Genomic DNA, 21,860 nt, shown 5'->3' on the forward strand with positions numbered 1-21,860 from the left:
AATCTCAGACTTCTAGATCATTATTTGATCAATTCATAAATAGCTTCAGCGTAGATTGCTGCTGCACGGAAAAGATCATCCAAGGCGATAAATTCGTTGGCTTGGTGCATAGTATCGATAGAATCTGGGAACATAGCACCGTAGGCTACACCACGCTCTAAGAGACGACCAAACGTTCCACCACCGATAACTTGTTCGTGACCTTTAAGACCTGTTTGTTTTTCATAAACATTCAACAAAGTTTGAACGAGTGGATCTTCCATTGGTACGTAGTGAGGAGTATGCCCATGTTCAGAAAGGCTAACTGAAGCAACTGGCAAGGTTTCAAGAACTGACTTGATTTGCTCTGGGCTTGTTCCTTTTGGATAACGGAAGTTGAGGGCAATAGTATTGTCAGCACTTGATTCGTCGAAGCGGAAAACACCCGCATTCATAGAAAGGGCACCCATCTTTTCGTCCACATGAGCTACTTTCAAGTTCTTCCCTTCGTGGTCATTCAAGAGAATCTTACCAGCAATATCGAGGTAGTCTTTTGCAGGTCCTTCAAAGGCAAATTGGCTGAGGAAGAGAGCAAGGTAAGTCGCACCATTGACACCTGAAGCAGGCATAGCACCGTGGGCAGATTTACCGATAATCGTAACCTTGTACTTACCATTCTCTTTTTGAATGTCTCCTCTAAGCTTATGCTCTGTAACAAAGGCATCTAGTTTCGCTTGCAAATCAGCCAAATCCCCTGAAACCACTGCTGTCGCTGATTCAGGAACCATGTTTTCACGTAAACCGCCTGTGAAACTGTGAAGACGAGCTGCACCCTTGTTTTCACCAGCAAAGTGGAGGTATTCTGTGATATTTCCTTTTTCACCATTAATAATAGGGAATTCAGCATCTGGAGAGAAACCAAAGTCTGGCTTCGCAAGTCCTACATGCTCAAAGTAGTAGTCCATATCTGCCCAGCCTGATTCTTCATCAGTTCCGACGATAAAGCGAACTTTTTTAGAAGTTGGAAGTCCCAATTCTTTGATGATTTTCAAACCATAGTAGCAAGCAGTTGTAGGTCCCTTATCATCTGAAGCACCACGCGCATAGAGACGACCATCTTTGATAGTTGGAGTATAAGGATCAGTATCCCAACCGCTACCTGCTGGCACCACGTCCATGTGGGCAAAGATTCCGAGAACTTCTTCCCCTTCACCAAACTCAAAATGTCCTGCATAGTTGTCGACATTTTTTGTTGGGTAGCCATCACGGTCTGCGATTTCAAGGAATTTCTCCAAAGCTTTCACCGGACCAGGTCCAAAAGGATGTTGCGCATCTGCCTTACTGTCATCGCGTTCTGAGTTGATTTCCAAAAGGCTAAACAAGTCAGCCAAGAGGGCTTCTTTACGTTTTTCTACTTCTGCTGTAAAATCAATAACTGTCATTTTTTCTTCCTATCTTTTTTCGATAATTTCATCTACTGGCAAGCGGTAACTTGGTTCCAACTTCTCATCTGTGTATCCCACTGTAATCAAGAGCTCTGGACGGAAGCGTTCTTCGATTTCCAAGACTTCATTGACTTTTGATTTGTCAAAACCAAGGATAATGTTTGATCCGATTCCTTGGTCAGTCAAAGCAAGGACCAAGTTCATAGCTACAAGCCCAGCATTAAGAGCCAAGTAGTCACTGACTTGTTGTTCGTTGTAACGCGCAAACTCAGCTGGAAGATTTTTCAAGAAGTATTGCAGTTGCTCTTCTGAGAAATTGTTGGCACCACCAGTACGGGCAATCTTGCGAGCACGTTTAGCTAAGTCTGTATCTGTAAACAAGGCAATGGTTACAGGTGCAGATGCTACTTGCTCAAAGTTTGAACCGTAAGCCAATTTTGCTAGTTCAGCATTTCTTTCACGAACCACGACGAATTTCCAAGGCTGACTGTTGTGAGCGCTTGGTGCCAAGGTTGCGATTTCGATAGCTGTACGAACATCCTTCGGATCGACAGGTTTATCAATAAAATGCTTGGTCGCATGACGTTTTTTATTTAACTCAAGAAATTTCATAATTGATTTCCTTTTCTATTTCTATTGCTTCCATTTTACCACATTCTGAAAGAGCTTGCAGAGATTTTTCATTAGTGAAAGAAATTATCTTTTTCTTATCTGGTTTGAATTTTAATTATAGACTCAAACTGGAAATTATAATAATTCTCTATCACGTCCATAAAAAATATATATTGGATATCTGATTGATTGTCTGGTAAGCTAGATACCATTAAGTAAAGGAGACTCTTATGAAAAAATTATTCTTATTATTAGCTATTAGTCCCTTGTTGGTTGCCTGTGGACAATCTAAACAGGATAGTGCTTCTACTTCCACTGCTAGTCCTAAAACCATTGTCGTAGCAACTGCTGGAGACATCCCCCCTTTTGATTTTGAAAAAGATGGAAACCTAACTGGATATGATGTTGAAGTTTTAAAAGCAGTCGATGAAAAACTAGACCAATACAAGATTGAATTTCAAAAAACAGCTTGGGAAAGTATCTTCCCTGGAGTGGATGCTGGCCGTTACCAAGCTGCTGCCAATAACCTAAGCTACACCAAAGAGAGAGCAGACAAATACCTCTACTCCCTACCTATCGCTAAAAATCCTTTAGTTCTCGTGAGCAGAAAAGACAAGACTCTTACTTCTCTGCAAGACATCGCTGGTAAAACAACCCAGGATGATACAGGAACTTCTACTGCCAAAGTCGTTACCGACTGGAATCAAAGCCACTCTGACAATCCTGCCACCATCCAATACTCTGGTGAGGATGTCGCTAAACGTCTGACTGATCTTTCAAATGGCGAGTTTGATTTCCTAATCTTTGATAAAATCTCTGTTCAAAAAATTATTCAAGACCGAGGTTTAGACTTGAACGTAGTCGACTTGGAGAGCAATGATAATCCAAACAACTACATCATCTTCTCAAGTGACCAAAAAGAATTTAAAGACCAATTTGACAAGGTCCTCAAAGAACTCTACCAAGATGGAACCCTTGAAAAACTCAGCAAAACCTATCTCGGTGGTTCTTACCTACCAGATCAATCTCAATTACAATAAGATATATTAAAAACGATTGGGTAGTCCAATCGTTTTATTTAGTATTTGTAAGTTAAAGCAACTCTTACAAAAAATCAAAATAATTCTTCACATCCTCCACATAGCCATGCTTTTCATTTAGGCTAGCAAGTAATTCCCTATTATGTCCTTGATAGTTGTCCTCACGTCGTAATTCTTCATACATTTCGATAAAAGGAAGGCCTTTGGTCTTGGCTGATTCTAGCTCTGCTTCATAATCATAAGCAACTTTTCGAAATTGGATATTGACCAATTCACCATTTTCAACCTCAAGCAAGGCATACTGGGCTCGGTGATTTTTTAGCCCTTCCCAATCAAAATAAGGCATACCAATCGAACCTGGGTTGATGATTTGTTGGCCTTGACTACCATAACGTAGAAGTTGTTTATGGACATGCCCATAGACGGCTACATCAGTAGTTTCATCAAGTAGCTGGTCAAATTTTTCAGTATTATTTTCAACCAGTAAATCTCTACCATAGTTTTTCTCAGGCAAATTATGTGAAAGAGAAAAGCGCAAGCCTTCGACTTCTTTCTTTTCTAACAAAGGCAAGCTTCGTAGCCAGGTAATCGTTGCAGGATCCATTCGCTCCATTAAAAACTGGGTCAATCGCATGAGCTGGATTTCTTGGGGATCCTCTAAACCATATTGCCCATCTAAAACCTCTAACACACAATCATCCCAGTTCCCTCGAACGGATACTGTAATGGGAAGGTCTTTCAAAAGATCCACCAAGTCATTTGCTCCCGGACCAGGAAGAAAAATATCTCCCAAAAGCCAATATTCAGTCGCTCCCAAATTTTTAGCGTCCTCGAGCACTCCAGCTAAAGCCGTCGTGTTGCCATGAATGTCTGATAAAATTGCAATCTTATGGTTCATTTTCTGCTCTTTCTTTATTGGATAGCATTCAGGATATCCAAATCACTCTTATTTTTCTTCATTATAGCATAAAATCGCTAGAAGATTTTTACATAGAAATATTATCACCAAGATTCTTTTAAAAATATGTCAAAAATAGTTGACATTATGTTCTTAAAAGAATATACTATAGTCAAATATATGTGACATAAACTAAAAAGGAGGAAGCATGAATCGCGTAAAAGAATTCCGCAAGGAACTGGGCATATCCCAGCTTGAGCTCGCCAAGGATATCGGTGTCTCTAGGCAAACTATCAACATGATTGAGAACGACAAGTACAATCCTACCCTGGAACTTTGTCTCAATCTCGCTCGAAGCCTCCAAACTGACCTCAACAGTCTCTTTTGGGAGGACGATTTTTAAAAAGGAGAAGAAAAATGAAAAAAGAACCCCTCAATGAAAAACTGATCAAACGCATCTATGGCATTTCAGGCCCCCTTGATGAACACAAACGGCGCGAAGCTGAGCACATCGGAAATAAAATCTTTATGATTCTCTTTTACCTCATGACTTTAGGCAATCTTATTCCCTTTGTCCTTGCTTTTAGATATCCCCAAGTAGTCGCTTTTGGATATCCAATCATTATTTTTCTGGTTTCCTTGGTTTGTGCTCTCTATGTCACTACTCAAACTAAAAAAACTGGTATTGCTGCTATCGATCCTGATATGTTGAGCCAGAAGGAAAAGAAACAGTTACGTAATCCCGGACTTAAAGCTGGTCTGATCTATGGAATAGCCATGTTGTTTGGAATGCCACTTCTCGATATCCTAATGGATGATAGCAAGAGCTATCTTACCTCTCTTCTGAATACCAGAAGTATCTTGTCGACCATCGTTGCAGCCTTCTTTTTCGGATTAACAGTGCATATTGTCGTCACTCTTCGTATTCAAAAAGCTAGAGAAGATCAAGACGACGATTAGGAGGAAACTTATGAAATCACTACAAACTTTAATTCTCAGTCATATTTTGGTCAGTATCTTTATGACAGTTTTCCTAGTTTATGGCCAAATTACGCGTCCTTTTCTGATCATCTTCCTCTTAGCCCTTCCTGTCTTGAACAAAGGACAAAGATTTCAGAAAATCACATCAAAAAAAATACGCCTCTTAAACGCATCTCTCTGCTTTATCCTCGTATCTTTCCCACAACTGTTAACGAATTCTATGGATTGGAGATATCTCTTATTTCTAACCATCTGTATCGTTTTTAGTCTAGTCTACTTCTATACTCTCTATCAACTCTTTAAAGAAGTTAATCAAAAACAAGGTTATTAAGAGGTCACTACCATGAAAAAAGAAGACTTAACCACTCGCTTAGTTCGAAATTTCTTTCATATCCAAGGACCCTTTGATGAATGCCGTCAAGAGGTCATCTACAAGGCTTGCGCCCGTTCCATGGTCCAAATCTTTTACTCTTCCTTCTTTCTCTTCCTGTTCTATATTTTGTTCGGACGCTTTATAGAAATTGTTCGAAATGTTATGCCCTACATCTATTTTGGACTCATTTGGTTCATGGGTATAAAAGCTCAAAGAGCCGTCCAAGAGCTTCATCTTGAGAAGGATGACAAATCAGAAATCATCTACAAAACCTACAGCAAACACCAAATCAAAGTTCGTAGTTGGTTGGTATTTATAAGTATTGAGATTGGCCTATTTGCCCTGTTGCTCTTTCATAAACTCTTCGTTCAGCAGATACCTCTATCAATTTTCTTGGAAAAAATCATCCAAACAGAGATAATGGTCCCCTTACTTGTCTTTGGTCTTAGTATTGGAGCAATCTTTGGGACTATGGTCTACAGCTTTCTATCACTACATAAGGAAAAGTAAGAAACTGCTTGGATTGTTGGTTATAATAGCTATCAACCTAACAGAAAGAACATCCCCTAACACTTCTCAGTGCTAGGGGCTTTTTTAGTTCCTTAAATACCGCATATATTCTACTAATACATAGATAAGGATTGTTAAACAAATGATAGTTTCCAGCCAAACGAGGAGGTTAAGGACTGGAATCTGCAGAATGCCTTGGGCCATTTTCAATGAAGTTGCTGTGATGATAGTTGGGAAGGTTAGGGCTGAAAAAGCTGGTTGAAATCCCTGTTTTAAAATCCTTGGCAAACGACTGAGGACAAAGAAAAAGAAAGCCTGCGATGCAAGTATCATGACTAGCAAAATCCAGCCATGAAGAGCTGAACCTCCGATTCGAACGAGTGCTGCTAACAGTAGAGAAAAGGGAGCACAATAAATTCCTTCTTGCCCCAGTAAAGCCCGTGGCAATGGATTACTTTTCAAATCTTGATAAATCAGAGGATAAAGGTAAAGGGTTAAGGTAAAGCCAAAAATCCAAGCGCCATAGGCAATCTCGACTATACCCACCACTGTGTAGGTCAAGCTTGCTACTGCTATCCCCACATAAAGAACTGTCCAACTTGGCGTTGCGTTCGTTCTTGGTTTAGTCTGCACATAATTTTTAGTGAAGTAGATGATTAACCCTACATCCAGTAGAAAGGCAAACCACCACAGAGCTTGCGCTATGATACTCATACTCGTGGGTAAGATTCGCAGTAAATAGGTTGATAAAATCATCCCTGCCATGGGAAAGGTCGCCATTCCCGATAATAGAGGAGCTTTCTTAAGTTCTTGCTGGCTCTCTTGCCAATCACTAAGATGACTGTATAAAAAATAAAACCATAAAATCAAGCCTGACAAACTAAAGACGTGCGATAATAGTGGAAAAATATCCAGGATGAGATTGCCTGCTCCAGCCAATCCCAATAAGCACCCTGAAAAGGCCAAGGGGAGTTTTTTCATGTGAACCTCCAATAGTCATGTTATTATCAGTATAGCATAAAAGCGCTTAAATGAAGTATTAAAAAACGAAGTTTAAAAAGATAAACCTCGTTTTTATTTTCTTTATTGTTAGTTTGTCGCTAGAATATGTCGCAATTGCACTGCACTAGGAGAAACAATTGGCAAAAAGGCGCCTTCATTCCAACGACGTATGAAACCGGATGTCGATTTACTAAAATATCCTCTACCGCCACCAGCTTGTAGTTCTAACAAGAGACTTTGAGCAACAACATCAACAATATCAATTCGTAACTGGAATAGCTCACGCGGATTTCTAACGAAATAGGACTCTTCAGATAGTCCTTGATAGAGAGAATGTCGAATATCATCTAACTGTTCGACCTGATGCTGCCATTCTTCCTTCAAGACACCTCTTTTCCCCAATTCTTTTTCGACTTCTGAGAGTGAGCGCTCAGCCAAACCAAAGGCTAAACCAAATTGGTAGCCTAAAAAGGCTGGACGATTTTGCGCTAAAAATTGATGAGCATCCCTCGATAGAATCCACTCTTCCTTTAAAGATACCTTGTTAAAAGTCAGAGCTGCTGTATTTCCTCCTTGGAGAGAAACAAATTCCAAATCTTCGGAACGACTAAAGTTTTCTGCGTCCGATGGTACGGCTACTACGTAACTTTGGCTCGGGTCATCTGCAAATCCTGCTACAAAAATAGTGAGGAAGCGATTCCTACGAGCATTGGTCACCCAAGGAAGTCGGCCTTTTAGGTAATAATTCCCATTTTCTTCAAGGATTCGAACATTTAGTTCTTCTAAGTCAGATAGATACTTGACTGCATTAGATAAGGCCGTAGCACCTGCATATTCTCCTGATAAGAGTTTTTCCAAGTAAACTTCTTTGAAATAAGCATTATCAGTATGAAGAATATTGTCTATTAAAGTTCGTTGCCCCCATGAAATAAAGGAGGCTGTTAAGGAATGTTGAGCGAGTTCAGCAAGGATATCGATAACATCTTGATCATTTCCACCTAGCCCTCCAAGAACTTTGGGAACCCCTACACGAAAGGCCCCTTCTGCAGCAATTTTCTCAATCAGTTCTTCTCCAGCTTGACATGATTTTTTGTCAATTTCATCAGCGTGCTGGTCTAACCAGCTTAAAAATTCTTCTGAAAAAAATCCCATACTTTGTCCTCCTCTTATGCATAAGGTTGTAATTCTGGATTAATCGGTGTGTTAGCTAGGTTGTTAGCATAGTTACAAAGACTTGCTAGACTGACACCGAGAACAACATCTAAGGCATTTTCTTGCGTATAGCCTGCTTCAAGGAATTCTCCAAGAGCTTCGTCTCCTACGCGCCCTTTGGTATTGATAACTGCCAAGGTAAACTTAGCTAGGGTATCCAGCTTAGGATCGCTTTCGATTGGGGTACGATTGCGAAGGGCTTGAAGTAGGTCATCGTTCATCTGGATTTGCTTGATAGAAAAGGCTGTGTGACCAGCGACGCAAAAGGCGCAACCATTAGTTACGGCTGCAGTGATTTGCACCACTTCGCGCTCTACAGGTGTTAGACTATTGCGACGGTTAATAGCTCCAACAGTTCGGTAAGCTTCTAGGGCTGTAGGGGCATTGGCCAAAAGACCGATAAGATTTGGGATATAGCCATTGTTGTCCTTTTGTACCGTTTCAAGAACTTCTTTCACTTCTGCTGGCGCTGATTCTACTGTATGGATAGTAAATGTTGTCATAAGGGGACCTCTTTTCATTTTGTAATTAAATAGTTTCTGCGAAAATCTTACGAAATCTCATCAGCCTACTGAACAAATCCTTGCCTTGATTGATGACTCATTAGCTTTTCGTTGACAATAAGTCTAACACAGAATCTATACCTTGCATAATATATATTTTAAATTGCACTGATAAAAAATTTTTATGAAAACAAAAAAATCACACCAGATGTGTGATTAGCTTATTTATCAAAATACTTCTTCGTCTCAGCGATAACGACTGGTGATAAGGCTAAGAGTGCAATCAAGTTTGGTAGAGCCATGAGGGCATTAACAATATCCGCAATGACCCAGACCATATCCAGCTCGATAAATCCTCCCAGCAAGACCATGAGTACAAAGACCACACGATAAAGCCAGATAAAGCGAACGCCAAAGAGAAATTCAAAACAACGCTCTCCGTAATAGTTCCATCCCAAAATCGTAGTAAAGGCAAAGAGTACCAAGAAGATTGTTAGAAGAGCAGGTCCAAAGAAAGAAAATACTGTAGAAAAAGCTGACTGAGTAAGGGCAACCCCGTCTAAATTACCATTCCAAATCCCAGTCACCAAGATTGTCAAACCAGTCAGGGTACAGATGATCAAGGTATCAATAAAGGTTCCTGTCATGGAAATCAAACCTTGCTCCACCGGTTCATTGGTCTTAGCTGCCGCAGCCGCAATGGGAGCTGAACCCAGTCCCGACTCGTTTGAGAAGACACCACGCGCCACACCATTTTGAATAGCCATCCGAACACTAGCTCCTGCAAATCCTCCCACTGCAGCTATGGGACTAAAAGCTGATGTGAGAACCAGTGAAAGTGTTGCCGGTACTTTATCGATATTAAAGAAAATGACTGTCAAGGTTCCCAAGATATAGATAATAGCCATAAAGGGAACAACTGTAGTTGATACCTTAGAAATGGACTTGAGTCCACCAAAGACCGCAATCCCTACAAAAATAGATAAAACAATCGCAGTAATTGTCGGATCAATACTAGCCGTATTTTGCACGGATTCTGTAATGGAATTCACTTGGGTAAAAGTACCGATTCCCAAAAGTGCAACTAGTACTCCAGCTACAGCAAAGAAGATTGCAAGAGGGCGCCATTTTTCGCCCATCCCTAGAAGGATATAATGCATCGGTCCTCCTGCTACCGCACCATGATCATCCTTGGTTCGATATTTGATAGCAAGTAGTCCTTCTGCATACTTGGTTGCCATTCCAAAGAAAGCAGCCACCCACATCCAAAAAAGAGCACCTGGTCCACCAACCTTGATAGCCGTTGCAACCCCGATAATATTTCCTGTACCAACAGTTGCTGCGAGGGCTGTACACAAGGCAGCAAAGCTCGATACATCTCCATGCCCCTTATCCTTGGTAAAAATAAGCTGGAAGGCCTTAGGGAGACGCAGGATTTGTAAAAGTTCTAAACGAAGAGTCAAGTAAATCCCTGTACCAACCAATAAAATTAAAAGGGGTGGTCCCCATACTAGAGCATCTAGCTCTTTTAGCAAATTTAACATACCATTCTCCTATCTATTCAACCCCAAAAGAAAGAGCACATGTTAAAAACATGTACTCTGGAATGCATCGATAAATGCCAAAAAGCGCTCTATCATTGCTCTGTCCTTTTACCTGAGAGTTTGAGCAGTTGCCTGCCTTGCCCCTTCGGTGCCTTTACGGTCTCTCCAGAGTTCCGTCCATTTACAGTCATGAAAAATCAAAGGACTTTCCACTTCTATTAAACTTCATTCGGTGTTGTATTTAATTTTTTCTTATTTTACAAGAAAATTTAGCTCTTGTCAATTATTTTCAGAAAATCTTATTATAATTTTCATTCGTTTCGCTTTATCCCTTAAAGGTTACAATGGTTGCGCCAGATCCGCCTGCATTTTGTGGTGCATAGCCAAAGCTCTTGACCTGTTTATTTCTTTGTAGGTACTTAGTTACCCCTTCACGGATGACTCCTGTACCGATACCATGGATGATGTCGACTTGGGCCATATTGTTGAGTAGGGCTTGGTCTATAAAGGCATCCAAGGCTTCCATAGCCTCCTCGTAGCGTTTGCCACGAAGGTCTAGTCGAGCTTGTGGACCTTTTCCTGCTGCACGTTTAACGACGTTAACTTGTTTCTTCTTGACTGGCGCTTCTTTCTGGGCTTGAACCAAGTCAAACTCTTTTTCTTCAAGCGTCATCTTAATCAAGCCAATCTGTGCTTCCCAACGACCATCCTTGAGTTGATTGGTCAAGGTACCACGTTGACCATAGCTTAAAACGATAATATCATCTCCAACTTTTGGAGCTCGTTTTTTCTTAGCCTTTTGGAGAACCTTATTTTTAGAAAGGTCTACTTTTTCAGGGGCTAATTTTTTGAGCTTAGCCTTGGCTTCGATAATCTCGTGCGGTTTCAGTTGAGATTTACTGTGAAGATTTTTTAAAATATCGTCACTTTCAGCCAGAGCCAAGTCAACAATCTCAGCAGCTTGCTCACGCGCCTTATTGAGTTCTGTTTCCTTCTCACGATTGAGCTCGTTATAAAGTTTTTTAAGGGCACGATTCATCTTGAGGTTTTCTTGCTCGACTTGACGAATATTTTCAAGACGTTTTCGGCTTTCAAGTGTCTGCTCTTCCAATTGTTCAATGATACGATTAACATCGTTGTCTTGGTCAATTTGCTTACTAGCGTCACCTACAATAACATCTGACAAACCTAGACGTTTAGCAATCTCAAAGGCATTGCTTCGACCTGGAACTCCCTGCATAAAGCGATAGGTTGGGCGCAGGCTAGCTGTATCAAATTCCATACTTGCATTTTGAACATAGGTCGTTTCAATACCATAGGCCTTGAGTTCAGGATAGTGAGTGGTTGCCATAGTCTTGACCTGACGCAAGCGCAAGTCTTCTAGGATTGACATGGCAAGGGCTGCACCTTCTTGGGGATCTGTTCCTGCTCCAAGCTCATCAAGAAGCAAGAGCGAGTTTTGATTGACCTTACCAAGAATATCTACGATATTAGTCATGTGACTAGAGAAGGTTGACAGACTTTGCTCAATGGATTGTTCGTCTCCGATATCTGCGAAAATCTCCTCGAAAATCCCTACTCGACTGCCCTTATCGGCTAGAATTGGCAGACCAGACTGGGCCATCAACTGCGTCAAACCTAAAGTCTTCAGCATGATGGTCTTACCACCAGTATTGGGACCAGTGATGACAATAGCTGTTAGATCCTGACCAAAATGCACATCATTGGCAACAGCATTCTTCACCAAGGGATGACGAACGTGAAGAAGTTGAATCTCCTGTCCCTCAGATACTTGAGGTACTACTGCCTCCGTATCTTGGATAAAGCGGACCTTAGCACGAATGAGATCCAAATGTCCAATAATCCAAGCATCATTGGCGATTTCAGCTGCATGAGGTCTTACTCTTTCAGAGAGTTCTTGGAGGATGCGCATCATCTCATAGCGTTCATCTGCACGAAGACTTGCGATTTCTTCACTTAGCTTGACTACTTCACGTGGTTCGATATAGACAGTATTACCACTAGCAGAGATATCATGAACGACCCCAGCAATCTTGTTACGATAGGTATTTTTTACAGGAAGAACTTGGCGACCATTTCTACTTGCGATGATACCTTCAGTCAACATCTGTGACTTTTGCTTGAGAAGGTCTTGCAAGACATCTCTGACTTGACTTTCACTATCATGGATTTTTCGACGGATTCGTGCCAAGTCCTCACTAGCAAAGTTCTCAATAAATCCAGCTTCGTTGATGGCTTGTAAATTTCCTTGTAAATGTGGAAAATCATGAAGTTTCTCAAACCAACTTGCCAGGTGATCCAAACGTACATTTTCAAGATTGTCATAGAAATTCTTCAACTCACGACTGGCAAATATGACACGCTTTAGAAGGAGGAATTCCTCGATGTTGAGATCTGCTCCCATTTCTAAACGTTTGCAGGTTGCAGCAATATCTTTTGTTCCCGAAATGCTAAAGTGAGGATGTTCGACAAAGAGCTCTTGCATTTCTTCCATCTCTGCAAAAGCTTGCTTAATCTTGTCTCCTTTATCAGTCGGAGCAAGTTCTTTCAACTGCACTAGTCCTTGCTCGGTCAAAAGATGAGGTTCAAATAAAGCCTTAACCTTATTAAATTCTAATGTTTCTAGTATCTTTTTATTCATTTTCTTTTCCTTCGTAATGAGCGAATAATTTTTAAAATTCTCACTCTTTTCAAAAAGGCTCCTAAACTATTGATACTCAATGAAAATCAGAGAGCAAACTAGGAAGCGACCCGAAGGCTGTACTTGAGTACGGCAAGGCGAAGCTGACGTGGTTTGAATTTGATTTCCGAAGAGTAGGAAATTGTAAACAAAAGGCTAGGAATTGTTCCCGCCCTTTTATCCGATTATTTTGGTTACCCAAAGTTGTTTAATCACATGACTAGTGATGGGAACACTCTGGATGATATGTTTAGCTACAAAACTGTTTTCAAGTGAATTTTGAACAATTTGTAAAGGAACAGTCGCAAGAATGGTCAGTATCATCTGGAGGACAAATAAGGTCACGGCCACTGATAAAACTCCTGCACCTATACGGAAATATTGGCCCTCTAGCTTTTTAGTCGGTAGAAGATTAAGAAAGAGACCCACCAAACGACCAATGCAATAAAATATAGTAAAGGCTAAGAGGTAACCAATCCCTGCATAAAAGACCTTGTCCAGTTGGAAAAGTTGATCGGATGGGAAAAAGAAGGTTCCCTGCCCTTCCTGTGGACTTGCATATGGAATCAACAAATCAAATTGTTTCCCTAAAGATTGATAAAAATTTCCTGCAAGAAGAGCTGAAATCACAGTTGCTACAAAATAGTAAATCTGTAGAACCAAACCTCTACGATAACCGATATAAAAGCTCCATGCAAGAACCAATAAGAGAAGGACGGAAATCATAGGGAATCCTCAATCTTGCTCTGTTCTTGTTTAGTCGCTACAACTTGATGACGGAGGGCGTCTAATTCTTGTTCCTTATCATCAAATTCAATCTCACGACTGAGTTGAGTTGACAAGCTATTAACTGCTAATAAAATAGCGATTGTCTCATCATCCGCCCCAGGCATTTGCTCTTTAATTGCTTCATATTTTTCTGTTGCGACCTTGGCAATTTCCTCCATAAAGAGATTGTCATGCTCAGTTGTAAGGGTCAATGTTTTTTTTCCGAATGTAAACTTGTATCGATTTAAATTTGCCATAAAATTCACCTCACGATATTATACCAAATTTCACTTAGTTTGTCAGTTTTTACCAATTCTACGGCTTTTATGGTACAATAAGAGTTATGGCAAGTATTACATTAACTCCGAGCGAAAAGGAAATCCAAGCCTTTGTTCAAAAGCATGAAAAAAACCTCGCTCCAAGTAAAAACCCATATATTCGCTACTTTTTCAAGCTTCCGCAGGCAAGTGTTTCCATCTATACATCTGGGAAAGTCCTCTTGCAGGGAGAAGCTGCTGAACGTTACGCCAGCTTTTTTGGTTATCAGATCAGCCCAGTAGCTAGTGGACAAAACTTTCCGATGATTGGAACTGACGAAGTAGGAAATGGTTCCTACTTTGGTGGTCTGGCTGTAGTAGCATCCTTTGTGACTCCTGACCAGCATGACTTTCTGCGAAAATTAGGTGTAGGGGATTCTAAGACTCTGACAGACCAAAAGATTCGTCAGCTTGCTCCTCTGCTTAAGGAAAAAATTCAGCACCAAGCTCTACTGCTTTCTCCAAGCAAGTATAATGAAGTCATCGGTGAGCGCTACAATGCCGTTTCCGTAAAAGTAGCTCTGCATAATCAAGCGATTTTTCTCCTCCTCCAAAAGGGAGTCCAGCCAGAAAAGATTGTGATCGATGCCTTTACTAGTCCTCAAAACTATGAGAAGTACTTAAAAAATGAAGCTAATCACTTTTCTAATCCAGTCAGTCTGGAGGAAAAAGCTGAAGGCAAATACTTGGCTGTCGCAGTAAGTTCTATCATTGCACGTGATCTCTTTCTAGAAAATCTCGAAAATCTGGGTAGAGAACTTGGTTATCAACTTCCAAGTGGGGCTGGAACGGCTTCTGATAAGGTAGCTAGCCAAATCCTTCGTGCCTATGGTATGCAGGGACTCAACTTCTGCGCCAAACTACACTTTAAAAATACTGAAAAAGCAAAAAAAATGCTAGAAAGGTAAATTATGAAATATTTAAAATCATTTTTAAAAGAGTGGGGAGTTATCTTCCTACTTATTACACTAGTAGGTCTTAGCCGTCTCTTTCTCTGGAGCAATGTCCGCGTAGAAGGACATTCTATGGATCCTACCCTGGCAGATGGAGAAATCCTCTTTGTAGTTAAACATCTCCCAATCAATCGTTTTGATATTGTGGTTGCTCATGAAGACGATGGGAACAAGGATATCGTTAAACGGGTCATTGGTATGCCAGGAGATACTATCCGTTACGAAAGCGACAAGCTCTATATCAATGGTCAAGAAACTGATGAGCCCTATTTAGCAGAATACCTTAAGCGTTTCAAGGAAGATAAACTCCAAAGCACTTATACTGGAACTGGTTGGGACGGCAAAAAGGGAGAATACTTTAGAACTTTAGCTCAAAAGGCTCAGGCCTTTACCCTAGATGTTAATTACAACACTAGCTTTACCTTTACTGTTCCAGAAGGAGAATACCTCCTACTGGGTGATGACCGTCTGGTATCTAGCGACAGTCGACATGTTGGTACCTTTAAGGCAAAAGATATCACTGGTGAAGCCAAATTCCGCTTCTGGCCACTCAAGCGTATCGGAACATTTTAAAAACTAGGAAGAGGCCGAGAATTTCCCATCTCAGCCTCTTCTCATTCTATTTTGACTAAATCTGGGATACATTTTCTCAGAAATTATTGTAAGGAATTTTATGGAAGTTTATTTTTCAGGCACCATTGAACGCATTATTTTTGAAAATGTCAGCAATTTTTTCCGTATTTTGCTCCTAGATATTGATGATACCAATGCTGAAGACTTTGATGATTATGAAATCATTGTCACAGGTACCATGGCTGATATCATTGAAGGAGAGGAATACACTTTTTGGGGACAAATCGTCCAACACTCCAAATATGGTGAACAACTACAAATGACTCGCTATGAAAGAGCCAAGCCGACTAGTAAGGGCTTGGTCAAGTATTTCTCCAGCAGTCATTTCAAGGGAATTGGACTCAAAACAGCCCAGAAAATTGTGGATATTTACGGAGATAACACTATTGACAAAATCTTAGAAAATCCAGACAAACTCCAGTCTATCTCTGGCCTCTCTGCTAAAAATCGTGAAGCCTTTGTCTCAACCCTTCGTCTTAATTACGGAACAGAGATGGTCTTAGCCAAACTAGCTAATTACGGCATCCCAAATAAGCTAGCCTTTCAGATCCAAGACTTTTACAAGGAAGAAACGCTAGAGATTGTCGAGAACTATCCCTATCAACTGGTCGAGGATATCAAGGGTTTGGGATTTACCATCGCTGACCAATTGGCCCAAGAACTGGGAATTGAAAGCCAAGCTCCTGAGCGCTTCCGTGCGGGTCTTGTCCATAGTCTCTTTCAAGGTTGCATGGAGACAGGAGATACCTATCTGGAAGCTAGGGACTTGTTGGAGCAAACCCTCAACCTTCTGGAATCCTCCCGTCCAGTCGAACTAGATCCGAGTCAAGTTGCCCAAGAGCTTGCTTATCTGATTGAAGAAGATAAGGTCCAGCAGATTGATACCAAAATCTTTGATAATAGCCTCTTTTTTGCAGAAGAAGGGATTCGTAGTCATCTCATCAGAATCCTCGAAAAAGGTCAAAGTAAAAAACAGGATCTAGAGACTATTCAAGACCATATCACAACTGTTGAGGAAGAACTGGGGATTAAGTATGATAGTATTCAAAAACAGGCCATCTGCGATGCTATCCAAAACAAGGTCTTTATACTTACAGGTGGACCTGGTACTGGTAAGACCACTGTTATCAATGGCATTATCGCTGTCTATGCTCTTTTAGAAGGACTGGATCTCAAGAAAAAGAGCAATCTACCCATTCTCCTAGCTGCTCCTACTGGTCGCGCAGCCCGTCGCATGAATGAGCTGACAGGCTTACCTAGTGCTACCATTCACCGCCACCTGGGTATGACTGGAGATGACGACACTAGCCATCTGGAAGATTATCTGGATGCTGACTTTATCATTGTTGACGAGTTTTCGATGGTAGATACTTGGCTGGCCAACCAGCTCTTCTCCAACATCTCTTCAAACAGTAAAATTCTCATCGTGGGTGATAGCGACCAGCTGCCTTCTGTCAGTCCTGGACAAGTCCTAGCAGATTTACTCCAGATACCAACCATCCCTCAAACACGTTTGGAAAGAATCTACCGTCAGAGCGAAGAATCTACCATCGTCACTCTTGCAAGTCAGATTCGCCAGGGAATATTACCTGCAGATTTTACCCAGAAAAAAGCAGACCGCTCCTACTTTGAAATCGCTAGTATCCATATCCCTGCTAGCATTGAAAAAATCCTAGGTGCTGCTATCAGAAGTGGCATCCCTGCTCGCGACATTCAGGTTCTTGCCCCTATGTACCGTGGAACTGCAGGTATTGATGCCATCAACCAGCTCATGCAAGACCTCCTTAATCCTCCACAAAAAGACCAGCTTAGCTTTGAAGCTCCTCAGTGTCACTATCGAACAGGAGATAAGGTTATTCACCTAGTCAACGATGCAGAGGTCAATGTCTTTAACGGAGACTTAGGCTATATCACAGACTTGATTCCAGGAAAATACACCGAATCCAAGCAGGATGAGATTGTCATCGATTTTGATGGTAACGAGGTTTCCTATCCTCGAAATGAATGGTACAAGATCCGCTTAGCCTATGCCATGAGTATCCACAAGTCTCAGGGTAGCGAGTTTCCCGTCGTTATTCTACCTATCACCAGTGCAAGCAAGCGCATGTTAGAGCGTAATCTCATCTACACTGCTATCACTCGGGCCAAAAGCAAGCTGATCCTACTAGGCGAAATACAGGCCTTTGACTATGCAACTCAACATATCGGAACAGCTCGTAAGACCTATCTGATTGAACGTTTCGCTGACCTAATGCAGAACCCCGAGGAAACAAACCAACTTGCTACCGATACTGCCATCTCAACAGACACTGAACAATCCTATATTCTAACCGAAGACAACTGGTCTAATATTCCAGCCATGATTGGGATTAGCCAAGAAGACCTGCAGGAATTTTTCGGAAAATAAAGTACAAGAAAACCCACCGAATCCGGTGGGCTTTTATCTTGTAAAGATTATTTTACTGTTGCAGTGCTTGTGATCAATTCAACAGCTTTTTTCACTGCGATATCGTGTTTCAACATTTCAGCTGAAAGCAAGCTTTGTACTTGTGCAACTTCCATGTTGTAGTCTGCAGCCAACTGCTCGATTTCTTTTTGGATTTCTTCTTCTGAAGCGTCAAATCCTTCAGCTTTCGCAACTGCTTCGATAACAAGGTTAGTCTTCGTACGTGACTCAGCTTCTGCTTCGTATTGTTTGTGAAGGTCTTCTTGAGTAGTTCCAGTGATTTGGAAGTACATGTCAGGGTTGATACCTTGACGTTGCAAGTTTCCAAGGAATTCATTTACTGAACGGTGAACTTCTTCGTGAATCATTTCTTCTGGAAGTTCTACGATTTCAGCATTTTCAACTGCTTTATCGATCGCTGCACCTTCAACTGCATCCTTGTATGCTTCTTCTTTAGCAGCAGCCAATTCGTTGCGGTATTTTTCTTTCAATTCACCAAGTGTTTCAACTTCTTCATCAATATCTTTTGCAAGCTCATCGTCAAGAGCTGGAACTTCTTTAGCTTTTACTTCATGGATAGTTGTCACGAATTTAGCTTCTTTACCAGCAAGGTCTTCTGCTTGATAATCTTCTGGGAATGTTACGATAACGTCTACAGTTTCACCAGCTGAGTGTCCAACCAATTGATCTTCGAAACCAGGGATAAATTGACCTGAACCAAGTCCAAGTGAGAAGTTTTCACCTTTTCCACCGTCAAATTCAACACCGTCGATAGAACCAACGAAGTCGATCACAACAGTGTCGCCGTTTTCAGCAGCACCTTCTTTGATCACCAATTCAGCCAAGTTGTTGCGTTCACGTTCGATACGCTCTTCAACGTCAGCATCTGTTACTTCTTTTTCTACATCAACTGATACTTCAAGGTTTTTGTAGTCACCCAATTTAACTTCTGGTTTTGTAACAACTTCAGCAGTGATAACCCAATCTTGACCTTTTTCCATTGAAGTTACATCAATTTTTGGTTGTGCAACTACTTCAAGACCAGCTTCTTTTACAGCTGCTTCATAAGCGTTTGGCAAAAGAGCGTTCATAACGTCTTGGTAAAGTGACTCTTCACCAAATTTTTGGTCGAAGATAGGACGTGGAAGATGACCTTTACGGAAACCAGGAACATTAAGAGATTTCTTTACTGAGTTAAATACACGATCCAATTCTGGTTTGATTTGGTCTTGAGAGATAGTGAAAGTCAAGACACCACGGTTTGTTTCTTTGTTTTCAAATGATACAGACATTCTGTCATTTCTCCTTAAAATTTTTTAAATACAGTCTATTATATCATATACTAGTAACTTTTTTCAAGTCAGAACCGAGTTTTCAGTACTGCTTGAGATACTTGCTAATTCTAAATCACTGTTTTATGGCTAAATGTATCCAATTTACCAAGAAAAAGTATTAAAAACTTATTTCAAAGAAAAAATTACCTTTGGAACAGAGAATTATGATTTCACTCCAAAAGATTCCTCTAGAAATCCTCATGCCCTACTAAGTGATGCTGAAAGGCATATACTGCTGCCTGGGTGCGGTCACTAACCTGAAGTTTGGCAAGAATATTAGAAACATGAGTTTTCACTGTCTTAAGGGAAATGAACAATTCATCTGCAATCCGCTGATTTTCATAGCCCTTAGCGATTAGTTGAAGGACATCTCGTTCACGAGCTGTCAGATCTTCATGTAGTTCAATATGATTGCGGTTATACTCTACCTTCTTACTTACCTCTTGTTCAATGGCTAGCTCTCCAACCGCCACCTTACGAACAGCGTGTAACAATTCATCTGCACTGGACGTCTTGAGCATATAACCTCTAGCTCCAGCATTCAAGACCGGCATGATTTTTTCATTGTCTAGGTAAGAGGTCACGATTAATATTTTAGCTTCTGGCCATTCTTTGAGAATAGCTAGTGTTGCATCAATCCCATTGACTTCAGGCATGACAATATCCATGACAATCACATCTGGACGAAGCTCCAAGGCCATAGAAATTCCTTCCGCACCATTGGTTGCTTCTCCTACAACCTCTACATCATCTTGTAATTCAAAATAACTTTTTAAACCCAGACGCACCATTTGGTGGTCATCTACTAATAATAGTTTCATTTCATTTCCTTTTGTTAGTCACTCAAGCAAGGGAATGCGGATATCCACTGCCAAACCCTGCTTAGGAGCCGTCATCAATTGTACTGTCCCAGCCATATCTTCCACTCGTTCTTTGACATTGCGTAGACCATAGCTTAGTTCATCAACATCATCTAGCTGAAAACCGCGACCATTGTCTGCAACCTTCAACTGCAAACCTGTTTCCGTTTGATAAAGGTAAACATCTAGACATGAAGCTTGGGCATGACGAAGTGTATTACTAATCAATTCTTGGACAATACGGAAGACATGCTCTTCAATCTTTTTAGGTAGTGCAGTTACCTGATATTTAAAGCTTACCTTCAGCTCACTTTTTTCTTCTAGCTCTTTGAGGAGTAGCTGAATCCCCTCCACCAAGCTTTTTTGTTCCAGTTCAATTGGTCGTAAATGCAAAAGAAGAATGCGCAAGTCTCTTTGAGCTGTCTCTAAAATGGCAGTCACACTTTGGAGTTGTGTTTGCATCTTCTCTCGGTCTAATTTGGAAGCTTGTTGACTGAGTCCCGATAAAATCATATGGGCAGCAAAAATTTCTTGGCTGACCGTATCATGCAAGTCACGTGCGATTCGCTTGCGCTCCTTTTCAACAATTTCTTCTTCTTTGACCAAGGCCTGATTGTCTGCTTTTTGAATAGCTTCTGTCAACAAACCAAGCTTTCCTGACAAGTTTCTAAAACTTGCGTCTAAGTCAGCATCTCCTAGACTTTCAATATCTTTGCCAGCTAGCAGACGTTTAAGATTTGCTTGGATTCTTCTTCTTGAAATTTCATCAACAATTGTCCAGAATAGGACTAATAAAAATGCCAAGGCAGCACTAAACATTAAAGCCAGAAATAGGACTTTTTCTGTCTTTTCTAAATCTTGAAAGAGAGAAGTCCACTCTAAATCCAGAACTTTAAAAATGCTTCGAAATAGAAAAGCAACAAAGAGAAACGAGGTGAGACCTATTAAAATATAAGGTTGTTTTTTCATCCTCGCACCACCTCAACATCTCCAACCATGGTTGTCAAAAGAATCTTAACACTCTTTGGACTTTTGAGATAATCCCTGGTTTCTTGATGGAATTGTTCATTGCGCAAAGCTCGCTTAGGCTGATCAAAGAAGGTTAAATCTCCGTACAGAGAATTAACACTAAGGCTGACTTCTACATCCACTGGTACGATAATTCTAGTCGTACCGACCAGTTTTCTCAAAATGATGACATTATCATGATTGCTCAAAATTACATGTTCTAGATGAATGGTATCCTTCCCCATGAGACGAAAAAGATTGATATCATCAAAACGGCAAGTCTGGTAGCTTGAGAAGTGATGAAGATTCCCAAACCAGCGATTTTTCTCCCTCTTCACCGTCACTACCTCTTCAAAAATCAAATTGGTATCTTCTCTTTCCTGGTTCATCATAGGATAAAGTAAGAACAGGCTATATATCAAGGCCACAAAGATAGCCATAATGACAAAGGGATTGAGCATGATGATAAAGAAAAATAGGATGCTCACTGCCACTAATATGAGGTTATTTCCCTGTCTTCCAGTATAGTATCGAATCAGCAGTAAAAACAAGAGCAAGATCAGCAGAAAACGGGAAAAATGCTCTGATACCATCATAATCAGAGCTCCTGTTAATAAACAAGCTTCAATAAATAGAAAAATTTGAAATTTTCGCATGTATCCGTCCTCTCTATTTTATTGTATCACAAAACCAAAAAGTCACATCAGTCTGAGGAATGATAAAAAGATCGGGATAAAAATC

Annotated in this window: 22 protein-coding genes and 1 riboswitch; of the genes, 8 read left to right on the plus strand and 14 right to left on the minus strand. The window is 40.8% G+C overall.

From position 1 onward, the window contains the following. Positions 1–20: 20 nt before the first annotated feature. Both pepV and HMPREF2795_RS06070 read right to left on the minus strand, forming a co-directional pair. Entirely contained in the window at positions 21–1,421 is a 1,401-nt protein-coding gene (pepV, locus tag HMPREF2795_RS06065; protein ID WP_075228448.1) for a dipeptidase PepV, read from the minus strand. A 9-nt stretch (positions 1,422–1,430) separates the two neighbouring features. Beyond that, entirely contained in the window at positions 1,431–2,036 is a 606-nt protein-coding gene (locus HMPREF2795_RS06070) for a nitroreductase family protein (RefSeq protein WP_000670142.1), read from the minus strand. A 230-nt stretch (positions 2,037–2,266) separates the two neighbouring features. Between HMPREF2795_RS06070 and HMPREF2795_RS06075 the strand changes: the two genes are divergently transcribed. Continuing rightward, positions 2,267–3,076, plus strand: coding sequence for an amino acid ABC transporter substrate-binding protein (locus HMPREF2795_RS06075; protein ID WP_075228449.1), 810 nt, complete (start codon positions 2,267–2,269; stop codon positions 3,074–3,076). Between the two features lie 64 nt (positions 3,077–3,140). Here the strand turns inward: HMPREF2795_RS06075 and HMPREF2795_RS06080 are convergent, their stop codons facing one another. Beyond that, complete coding sequence (locus HMPREF2795_RS06080) at positions 3,141–3,974, minus strand: metallophosphoesterase family protein (protein WP_075228450.1); 834 nt, start codon at positions 3,972–3,974, stop codon at positions 3,141–3,143. 208 nt (positions 3,975–4,182) lie between these two features. Here HMPREF2795_RS06080 and HMPREF2795_RS06085 point away from each other — a divergent pair, with 208 nt between their 5' ends. The 4 genes from HMPREF2795_RS06085 to HMPREF2795_RS06100 are packed head-to-tail and all read left to right on the plus strand — an operon-like array spanning position 4,183 to position 5,838. Then, positions 4,183–4,377, plus strand: coding sequence for a helix-turn-helix transcriptional regulator (locus tag HMPREF2795_RS06085; protein WP_001082470.1), 195 nt, complete (start codon positions 4,183–4,185; stop codon positions 4,375–4,377). Positions 4,378–4,391: 14 nt separating this feature from the next. Then, positions 4,392–4,934 carry a DUF3278 domain-containing protein gene (locus HMPREF2795_RS06090; protein ID WP_075228451.1) on the plus strand — a complete coding sequence of 181 codons (543 nt, stop codon included), beginning with the start codon at positions 4,392–4,394 and terminating at the stop codon, positions 4,932–4,934. Positions 4,935–4,944: 10 nt separating this feature from the next. Beyond that, positions 4,945–5,286 carry a hypothetical protein gene (locus HMPREF2795_RS06095; protein ID WP_075228452.1) on the plus strand — a complete coding sequence of 114 codons (342 nt, stop codon included), beginning with the start codon at positions 4,945–4,947 and terminating at the stop codon, positions 5,284–5,286. A 12-nt stretch (positions 5,287–5,298) separates the two neighbouring features. Beyond that, on the plus strand, positions 5,299–5,838 hold the full coding sequence (locus HMPREF2795_RS06100) for a DUF3278 domain-containing protein (protein WP_075228453.1): 540 nt from the start codon (positions 5,299–5,301) through the stop codon (positions 5,836–5,838). Between the two features lie 84 nt (positions 5,839–5,922). On the opposite strand, the gene HMPREF2795_RS06105 is transcribed toward HMPREF2795_RS06100, so the two are convergent. The 7 genes from HMPREF2795_RS06105 to zapA form a co-directional block, all read right to left on the minus strand. Further along, complete coding sequence (locus HMPREF2795_RS06105; protein WP_075228454.1) at positions 5,923–6,819, minus strand: TDT family transporter; 897 nt, start codon at positions 6,817–6,819, stop codon at positions 5,923–5,925. A 108-nt stretch (positions 6,820–6,927) separates the two neighbouring features. Beyond that, the gene (locus HMPREF2795_RS06110) at positions 6,928–7,992 is read right to left on the minus strand and encodes an acyl-CoA dehydrogenase family protein (RefSeq protein ID WP_075228455.1); all 1,065 of its coding nucleotides are present in this window, start codon (positions 7,990–7,992) and stop codon (positions 6,928–6,930) included. 14 nt (positions 7,993–8,006) lie between these two features. After that, positions 8,007–8,555: a carboxymuconolactone decarboxylase family protein gene (locus HMPREF2795_RS06115; protein ID WP_045763587.1), complete on the minus strand. Its 549-nt coding sequence runs from the start codon at positions 8,553–8,555 to the stop codon at positions 8,007–8,009. 221 nt (positions 8,556–8,776) lie between these two features. Next, entirely contained in the window at positions 8,777–10,099 is a 1,323-nt protein-coding gene (locus HMPREF2795_RS06120; protein WP_075228456.1) for an alanine/glycine:cation symporter family protein, read from the minus strand. A 90-nt stretch (positions 10,100–10,189) separates the two neighbouring features. Then, positions 10,190–10,278: riboswitch (glycine riboswitch) on the minus strand. A 146-nt stretch (positions 10,279–10,424) separates the two neighbouring features. Further along, a complete protein-coding gene (locus HMPREF2795_RS06125; protein ID WP_075228457.1) occupies positions 10,425–12,761 on the minus strand; it encodes an endonuclease MutS2 in 2,337 nt (778 codons plus the stop codon). 216 nt (positions 12,762–12,977) lie between these two features. Continuing rightward, the gene (locus HMPREF2795_RS06130; protein ID WP_075228458.1) at positions 12,978–13,526 is read right to left on the minus strand and encodes a CvpA family protein; all 549 of its coding nucleotides are present in this window, start codon (positions 13,524–13,526) and stop codon (positions 12,978–12,980) included. Continuing rightward, on the minus strand, positions 13,523–13,825 hold the full coding sequence (gene zapA, locus HMPREF2795_RS06135) for a cell division protein ZapA (protein WP_049503020.1): 303 nt from the start codon (positions 13,823–13,825) through the stop codon (positions 13,523–13,525). The genes HMPREF2795_RS06130 and zapA overlap by 4 nt, the downstream gene beginning before the upstream one ends. 86 nt (positions 13,826–13,911) lie before the next feature. Between zapA and rnhC the strand changes: the two genes are divergently transcribed. The 3 genes from rnhC to HMPREF2795_RS06150 all read left to right on the plus strand — a co-directional run bounded on the left by rnhC (position 13,912) and on the right by HMPREF2795_RS06150 (position 17,878). Then, on the plus strand, positions 13,912–14,793 hold the full coding sequence (rnhC, locus tag HMPREF2795_RS06140) for a ribonuclease HIII (protein WP_075228459.1): 882 nt from the start codon (positions 13,912–13,914) through the stop codon (positions 14,791–14,793). 3 nt (positions 14,794–14,796) lie between these two features. Then, positions 14,797–15,411 (plus strand): signal peptidase I, encoded by a 615-nt coding sequence (gene lepB / locus HMPREF2795_RS06145; protein ID WP_000876252.1) that lies wholly within the window; start codon positions 14,797–14,799, stop codon positions 15,409–15,411. Positions 15,412–15,511: 100 nt separating this feature from the next. Next, positions 15,512–17,878 carry an SF1B family DNA helicase RecD2 gene (locus HMPREF2795_RS06150; RefSeq protein ID WP_075228460.1) on the plus strand — a complete coding sequence of 789 codons (2,367 nt, stop codon included), beginning with the start codon at positions 15,512–15,514 and terminating at the stop codon, positions 17,876–17,878. Between the two features lie 47 nt (positions 17,879–17,925). On the opposite strand, the gene tig is transcribed toward HMPREF2795_RS06150, so the two are convergent. From tig to liaF, 4 genes are all read right to left on the minus strand, one after another. Further along, positions 17,926–19,209, minus strand: a complete 1,284-nt coding sequence (tig, locus tag HMPREF2795_RS06155; protein WP_060955375.1) for a trigger factor — start codon at positions 19,207–19,209, stop codon at positions 17,926–17,928. A 230-nt stretch (positions 19,210–19,439) separates the two neighbouring features. After that, a complete protein-coding gene (locus HMPREF2795_RS06160; protein ID WP_049531079.1) occupies positions 19,440–20,072 on the minus strand; it encodes a response regulator transcription factor in 633 nt (210 codons plus the stop codon). Between the two features lie 18 nt (positions 20,073–20,090). Next, the gene (locus HMPREF2795_RS06165; RefSeq protein WP_075228461.1) at positions 20,091–21,080 is read right to left on the minus strand and encodes an envelope stress sensor histidine kinase LiaS; all 990 of its coding nucleotides are present in this window, start codon (positions 21,078–21,080) and stop codon (positions 20,091–20,093) included. Beyond that, complete coding sequence (gene liaF / locus HMPREF2795_RS06170) at positions 21,077–21,775, minus strand: cell wall-active antibiotics response protein LiaF (protein ID WP_075228462.1); 699 nt, start codon at positions 21,773–21,775, stop codon at positions 21,077–21,079. The genes HMPREF2795_RS06165 and liaF overlap by 4 nt, the downstream gene beginning before the upstream one ends. Positions 21,776–21,860 lie beyond the last annotated feature (85 nt).

It is taken from the genome of Streptococcus sp. HMSC056C01, from assembly GCF_001811305.1.
GTDB lineage: Bacteria > Bacillota > Bacilli > Lactobacillales > Streptococcaceae > Streptococcus.

Coding starts and splice junctions, on each gene's coding strand:
- pepV (WP_075228448.1), bottom strand. CDS start 1,421: ATGACAGTTATTGATTTTACAGCAGAAGTAGAAAAACGTAAAGAAGCC.
- HMPREF2795_RS06070 (WP_000670142.1), bottom strand. CDS start 2,036: ATGAAATTTCTTGAGTTAAATAAAAAACGTCATGCGACCAAGCATTTT.
- HMPREF2795_RS06075 (WP_075228449.1), top strand. CDS start 2,267: ATGAAAAAATTATTCTTATTATTAGCTATTAGTCCCTTGTTGGTTGCC.
- HMPREF2795_RS06080 (WP_075228450.1), bottom strand. CDS start 3,974: ATGAACCATAAGATTGCAATTTTATCAGACATTCATGGCAACACGACG.
- HMPREF2795_RS06085 (WP_001082470.1), top strand. CDS start 4,183: ATGAATCGCGTAAAAGAATTCCGCAAGGAACTGGGCATATCCCAGCTT.
- HMPREF2795_RS06090 (WP_075228451.1), top strand. CDS start 4,392: ATGAAAAAAGAACCCCTCAATGAAAAACTGATCAAACGCATCTATGGC.
- HMPREF2795_RS06095 (WP_075228452.1), top strand. CDS start 4,945: ATGAAATCACTACAAACTTTAATTCTCAGTCATATTTTGGTCAGTATC.
- HMPREF2795_RS06100 (WP_075228453.1), top strand. CDS start 5,299: ATGAAAAAAGAAGACTTAACCACTCGCTTAGTTCGAAATTTCTTTCAT.
- HMPREF2795_RS06105 (WP_075228454.1), bottom strand. CDS start 6,819: ATGAAAAAACTCCCCTTGGCCTTTTCAGGGTGCTTATTGGGATTGGCT.
- HMPREF2795_RS06110 (WP_075228455.1), bottom strand. CDS start 7,992: ATGGGATTTTTTTCAGAAGAATTTTTAAGCTGGTTAGACCAGCACGCT.
- HMPREF2795_RS06115 (WP_045763587.1), bottom strand. CDS start 8,555: ATGACAACATTTACTATCCATACAGTAGAATCAGCGCCAGCAGAAGTG.
- HMPREF2795_RS06120 (WP_075228456.1), bottom strand. CDS start 10,099: ATGTTAAATTTGCTAAAAGAGCTAGATGCTCTAGTATGGGGACCACCC.
- HMPREF2795_RS06125 (WP_075228457.1), bottom strand. CDS start 12,761: ATGAATAAAAAGATACTAGAAACATTAGAATTTAATAAGGTTAAGGCT.
- HMPREF2795_RS06130 (WP_075228458.1), bottom strand. CDS start 13,526: ATGATTTCCGTCCTTCTCTTATTGGTTCTTGCATGGAGCTTTTATATC.
- zapA (WP_049503020.1), bottom strand. CDS start 13,825: ATGGCAAATTTAAATCGATACAAGTTTACATTCGGAAAAAAAACATTG.
- rnhC (WP_075228459.1), top strand. CDS start 13,912: ATGGCAAGTATTACATTAACTCCGAGCGAAAAGGAAATCCAAGCCTTT.
- lepB (WP_000876252.1), top strand. CDS start 14,797: ATGAAATATTTAAAATCATTTTTAAAAGAGTGGGGAGTTATCTTCCTA.
- HMPREF2795_RS06150 (WP_075228460.1), top strand. CDS start 15,512: ATGGAAGTTTATTTTTCAGGCACCATTGAACGCATTATTTTTGAAAAT.
- tig (WP_060955375.1), bottom strand. CDS start 19,209: ATGTCTGTATCATTTGAAAACAAAGAAACAAACCGTGGTGTCTTGACT.
- HMPREF2795_RS06160 (WP_049531079.1), bottom strand. CDS start 20,072: ATGAAACTATTATTAGTAGATGACCACCAAATGGTGCGTCTGGGTTTA.
- HMPREF2795_RS06165 (WP_075228461.1), bottom strand. CDS start 21,080: ATGAAAAAACAACCTTATATTTTAATAGGTCTCACCTCGTTTCTCTTT.
- liaF (WP_075228462.1), bottom strand. CDS start 21,775: ATGCGAAAATTTCAAATTTTTCTATTTATTGAAGCTTGTTTATTAACA.